Source organism: Streptomyces sp. NPDC054847 (assembly GCF_053610925.1).
This window is the reverse complement of the sequence record NZ_JBSGZJ010000531.1, coordinates 1-4,604: the sequence shown is the minus strand read 5'-3', so window position 1 is coordinate 4,604 and position 4,604 is coordinate 1. Positions and strand designations below refer to the sequence as shown.

4 protein-coding genes are annotated in these 4,604 nt (G+C 72.2%); all 4 read left to right on the top strand.

What is annotated here, in order from left to right; translation table 11 throughout:
* The first annotated feature begins 146 nt into the window (after positions 1 to 146).
* Entirely contained in the window at positions 147 to 1,220 is a 1,074-nt protein-coding gene (locus ACWGH4_RS31700; RefSeq protein WP_441261967.1) for an ABC transporter permease subunit, read from the top strand.
* Positions 1,217 to 2,476, top strand: a complete 1,260-nt coding sequence (locus ACWGH4_RS31695) for an ABC transporter substrate-binding protein (protein WP_453466957.1) — start codon at positions 1,217 to 1,219, stop codon at positions 2,474 to 2,476. The genes ACWGH4_RS31700 and ACWGH4_RS31695 overlap by 4 nt, the downstream gene beginning before the upstream one ends.
* A 429-nt stretch (positions 2,477 to 2,905) precedes the next feature.
* On the top strand, positions 2,906 to 3,748 hold the full coding sequence (locus ACWGH4_RS31690; RefSeq protein ID WP_453466955.1) for a response regulator transcription factor: 843 nt from the start codon (positions 2,906 to 2,908) through the stop codon (positions 3,746 to 3,748).
* Between the two features lie 291 nt (positions 3,749 to 4,039).
* Complete coding sequence (locus ACWGH4_RS31685; RefSeq protein ID WP_453466953.1) at positions 4,040 to 4,417, top strand: hypothetical protein; 378 nt, start codon at positions 4,040 to 4,042, stop codon at positions 4,415 to 4,417.
* Positions 4,418 to 4,604 lie beyond the last annotated feature (187 nt).

The window sequence follows — 4,604 nt, the reverse complement described above, 5'->3', positions numbered from 1 at the left end:
CCCCGTCGGGAGAGGCCGCGAAGCCGTCCGTTCCCGCCCCGTCGGGAGAGGCCGCCGCGCCGGTGAAGACCGCCGACGCCGCTCCCGTACCGCCCGGCGGTACGGAGCCCGCGAAGGCCGCGTCCGAGGCCGCTCCTCCCGGCCGGGTGACCGGCGTACGGCAGGGGCCGCCATGGCGGCGCCCCCGCGCGTACCTCTGGTGCGCCCTGTCGCTCCTGCTCCTCGCGCTGCCCTTCTATCTCGACCGCTTCTGGCTCCAGGCAGGCCTCTTCGCCATGGCGGCCGCCATCGGCGCCATCGGCATCAACCTGCTCACCGGCGCGACGGGGCAGCTCTCCATGGGGCACGCCTTCTTCTTGGCCATCGGCGCGTACGGTTACTGCGTCCTGGCCGGCGGCAACGACGTGGAGAGCGGCCACGAGCTGGCCGGTCTCGGCCTGCCGACGTGGCTGGCGGCCGTGCTCGCGGTACTCCTCGCGGGCCTGGCGGGCGGGGTGTTCAGCCCCATCGCCGGCCGGCTGCGCGGGGCGTACCTCGGTATCGCCACGCTCGCGCTGATCTTCGTCGGCCAGCATGTGCTGTTCAACGCCCGTGACCTGACCGGCGGTTTCAACGGCCGCGCCGTACCCCCGCTCTCCCTCTTCGGATTCGAGTTCGACGACAGCGAGCTCCTCGTCGCCGCCGTCCCGTTCCAGTCCATGGAGAAGCTCTGGTACGCCGCGCTCGTCGCCCTCCTGGTGTGCGGCCTCTTCGCCCGCGGAGTGCTCCGCGGCCGGCCCGGCAGGGCGATGAACGCCCTGCGGGACCACCGCATCGCCGCCGGCGTGATGGGCGTGCCGGTCGCCCGCTACCGGGCCGCCGTCTTCGTCCTGTCCTCGATGTACGCGGGTCTCGCCGGCGTCCTGCTGGCCCTGATCTTCCAGCGGACCGTGCCGGAGTACTTCGGCATGATCCTGTCCCTCGAGTACCTGGCCATGATCGTCATCGGCGGTCTCGGCTCGGTCGCGGGAGCCGTCGTCGGCGCGATCTTCGTCTCGCTGCTCCCCCAGGTCCTCACCCGCTGGAGCGACGCCCTGCCCCTGGTCTCCGCACCGGGCACCGGCGGCGTGTCCCCCGGGGAGGCCTCCCGCTATCTGTACGGCGCGGCTGTCGTCGCGGTCGTGCTGTTCCTGCCCGGCGGACTCACCCGCCTCGTTCCGTCCCCTCGGGAGAAGAAATGAAGTCAAGAACGTACGCGGCGGTCCTCGCCGTCCTCGCGCTGACGGTGACGGCCGGTTGCAGCAGCAAGGCCACCAGCGGCGACGGTGACACCAACGGCGCCGGGGGAGTCAAGACCGACAAGGGGGTCACCGACAAGGCGATCACGCTCGGTGTGCTCACCGACATGACGGGCGTGTACGCGTCCCTCGGCAAGAGCGTCACCCAGGCCCAGCAGCTGTGGGCCAAGCAGACCAACGCGGCCGGCGGCATCTGCGACCGGCAGATCGAGCTGACGGTCCGTGACCACGGCTACGACCCGCAGAAGGCCGTCGCCGGCTACACCGAGCTGGAGCCGAAGGTGCTCGGCTTCGCGCAGTTCATCGGCTCGCCGTTCGTCGCGGCCGTCAAGGAGCGTGTCAACGGCCAGGACAAGGGGCTCGTACTGCCCCAGGCGTGGTCCGCGAACCTGCTGGGCAGCCCGTACGTCCGGGTCCTCGGCGCCACGTACGACGTCGAGACGATCAACGCCGTCGACTACCTCCTCGCCGAGAAGCGCATCGCCAAGGGCGACAAGATCGGTCACGTCTTCTTCGAGGGCGACTACGGCGAGAACGCGCTGGCCGGCTCCAAGTACGCGGCCCAGAAGGCGGGCCTCACGGTCGTGGAGCAGAAGATCAAGCCGACGGACAACGACATGTCGGCGCAGGTCGCGGCCCTGAAGAAGGCGGGCGTCAAGGCGATCCTGCTCAGCGCGGGTCCCCGGCAGGCGGCGTCCCTGGCCGGTGTGGCGGCGGCGGGCGGCTTCAACGTCCCGATCGTCGGCAACAACTCCGCGTTCGCGCCTCAGCTGCTGGCGACGCCGGCGGGTCCGGCGCTCGCCAAGGACTTCTACATCGCCTCCTCCACGCTCCCGATCGGCGCGCCGGAGCCCGGGCCGTCGAAGCTGGCCAAGGAGTACGCGGCCGAGTACCCGAAGGACGGCCTCGACAACGGTGTGGTCGCCGGCTACACGGCGGCGACGGTCTTCGGCGAGGCGCTGAAGAAGGCGTGCGCCGACAAGGATCTGACGCGGGAGGGCGTCGACAAGGCGCTGCTGACGCTCAACGCGTACAAGAGCGACTTCGGCATCACCCACGACCTCTCGGACCCGGCGGCGCCGTCCACCCGTGAGAGCTTCATCATGAAGCCGGACAAGTCCGTGCCGGGCGGCCTGAAGGTGGTCCGGCCGGGGACGGCGTCGGAGGCGGCGAAGTCCTTCCAGCCGTCGGCGTCGTAGCCCGTCACATCGCCGCTCGCCGCTCGCCCCTCGTCCCCCGGCTCATGGGGGCGAGGGGCGAGGGCGTCCCGTGGCGACGGCTACGGCCACCGCGACGGGGAGTTCTCGCCGCTGGGAACGAGTCTGTCCGCCCCCGGTCGACGCCGCGGGCGGCACCGACGAGTCGCCGGAGGCGGCGAACCGCACATCTCCGGTCGCGGGGCGAGGCCTGCCGCCTTCGGTCCGAACCCCCGTGGCGGACCGCCGGCGCGCCGACCCCGCCAGAACTATCGCCGAGCCGGCTCACCCTCGCCATGGGGACAACTGCGTATTGACGGCCGGACATCCGCTGGCCACGGTCCGCTCCGCTACGGCAAGCTGATCCGTACGCCACGCTCGATCGCCGCGTGGTGCCCTCTGCCCAGGCAGGGGGACGCGAAAGGCAGAGGGATGTCCGACCCGGCAGTAAACGACTACGCACGCATGCTGGAACTCGCCGTGAGTCTTCTGGAGACCAGGGACCCGGATCATCTGTGGCGTGCTGTGGCGGAGGAACTGATGCGCGCGCTCGGCGGCGAGGTGGTGGTCGCCAAGGACTCCGAGTGGGCCGCGGACGACGGGCCCGTGCGGGCGTGGCGAAGAGGCGAGGGCAGCGCGGCGGAGGTTCCCTCGCGCCGGGCCGTACGCCTCATCCGCGAGGGCTACCCCTTCGCCGGGCACTACGGCACCGTGCAGGACCGCGCACCCCGCACAGCGGCCCAGCTCACCGGCGCCCGGTGGCGGAACAGCGAGACCGCGAGCGTCCTCCGCCAGTGCCTTGGGACCGATCACATGCTGGGCCTGCCCCTGCCCGGCCGGAGCCGGCCGGTGCGGGGTTTCCTGATCCACCGCGCCGGCCCGGACTTCGACGAGCGGGCCCTGCGGTACGCGGTGGCCGTCCAGCCGCTGCTGCGCGCGGCCGCGGCCCAGCACGAACTGCTCAGCGGCCACGCGGCACCTGGCATGTCGGGCGGAGACCGCGGTGCGGCATGCCCGGCCGGCGCACGGACGTCCGACCTCGGCCTCACCCCGCGCGAGACCGCGGTCCTGCGGCTGCTCGCCGAGGGCCTGCCCGCGCAGACCATCGGCCGTCGACTGCACGTGTCGGTGCGGACCGTGCACAAGCATCTGCAGAGCATCTACCGGAAGCTGGAGGCTCCGGACCGTCTCAGCGCCGTGCTGCACGCGCAGCGGCTCGGCCTGCTCGACCCGGACGTCCCGCGCGACGTACCGGCGCCCGCATGCAGCGGGTGAGGGCGCGGCGCGTGCAACGGGCGAGGCCCGGATGCGGGGGGCATCCGGGCCTCGACACGATCAGGACGTGCCGCACAGGGCGTGGGATCAGCGTCCGTCGCCGGGCCGGTCGTCCGGGCCGCTCAGCATGCTGGGCCTGGCCCTGCTGATCGGCGCGGCAGCGGGTGCGGTTGCATGGATGATCGAGCCGAAATCCCCTCGGGCGCCACGATGGCTGGTGCCGGCCGTGGTCGCCGCGGCCGTCATCGCGGTGTTGCCGCAGTCGCTGCCAAGCGGTCCCCGGCCAGCCGCGTGGACGATGTCCTGGCGGTGGCCGCGGACGTGCGGCGCCTCAAGAAGGACGGCGACACGGTTGTCTTCGTTCCGGCGGCCCGGCGCGATACCGCGCTGGTTTCCCCCGCCGCGTTCGCCGGTCTGCGGGACATCGCGCTGGCGGAGAGTCCGGTGGCGTCCGGGACGCTGAAGGGTGAGGAGGCGAGTCCGGAGCGCATACGGACCGCGATGCTTTCGCAGCGGCGGATCACGCTGATCACCGATACGCCCCAGGTGGCCCGGCCGGTGTCGCCGGAACGGGACAAGGAGAAGGTCGCCGTCCTGAAGCAGTGCTTCACAGTGGTGGCGGACGAGCAGGACCGCGGCCGGCGGGTGACGGTGTACGAGCGGCTCTGACCGGCCGAGTGGAGCCGAGTGAAGCCCCGAGGGCGCTGCCGTGGGAAAGCCCGAAGGGCCCGGACCGAATCGGATTCGGTCCGGGCCCCTCGGGCTGCGTACAGGCTCGGTAAGGCAGATGCGCCGCCCGTGCCTCGCGGGTCTCGCGCCGGTTGGCGCGGAACGTGTTCACGCGGCGTGGCGTCGC

What these genes read in the sequence shown, in the direction of transcription:
- ACWGH4_RS31695 (WP_453466957.1), top strand. Translation starts at nt 1,217, where the DNA reads ATGAAGTCAAGAACGTACGCGGCGGTCCTCGCCGTCCTCGCGCTGACG.
- ACWGH4_RS31690 (WP_453466955.1), top strand. Translation starts at nt 2,906, where the DNA reads ATGTCCGACCCGGCAGTAAACGACTACGCACGCATGCTGGAACTCGCC.